Here is a 466-nt window from a genome sequence, read left to right as displayed (position 1 = left end):
GCCGGGACGGCTCGACGCCGCCCGGCCCCGGGGGGGTGGGGTTCAGCCGAGGTTGGGGGTACCGACCTGGGTGGTGACGTCGAACAGGGACCAGACCCCGGAGGTGGGGAGGTAGGTCAGCTGGAGGTGGCTGTTCAGCGAGTTGCGGCTGAAGATGGCCAGCGTGCCCGAACCGTCCACGACCGAGCTGACGTTGCCGTCGCTGACCGGTGCGCCGAAGCCGCTGGTCAGGTCGCTGGTGGCCCAGGGGCCGTCGGCGGGCTTGTAGGTGATCCGCAGGTGACCGTTGGCAGCGTCGGCGGTCACCACCCCGAGGGTGCCGTTGTTCTGCAGGAACGCGGCGGGAGCGCCGCCGCCGGGCGCCGGGGTCCCGGCGTTGTCGGTCAGGTCGAAGGTGGACCACGCTCCGGAGGTCGGCAGGTAGGTGAGGCCGGCGTGCCCGTTGCCGGAGTTGCGGCTGAAGATC

At 71.9% G+C, this 466-nt stretch carries 1 protein-coding gene; it reads right to left on the bottom strand.

Annotated features, from left to right (window positions below; genetic code table 11):
• Window positions 1-42 precede the first annotated feature (42 nt).
• On the bottom strand, window positions 43-466 hold a 424-nt coding region (locus AA75_RS50640; protein ID WP_033826149.1), incomplete at its 5' end, for a hypothetical protein.

Origin of the sequence: Kitasatospora sp. MBT63, from assembly GCF_000710465.2 — a bacterium.
Lineage (GTDB): Bacteria > Actinomycetota > Actinomycetes > Streptomycetales > Streptomycetaceae > Kitasatospora.
This window is presented reverse-complemented; position numbering and strand designations above follow the sequence as displayed.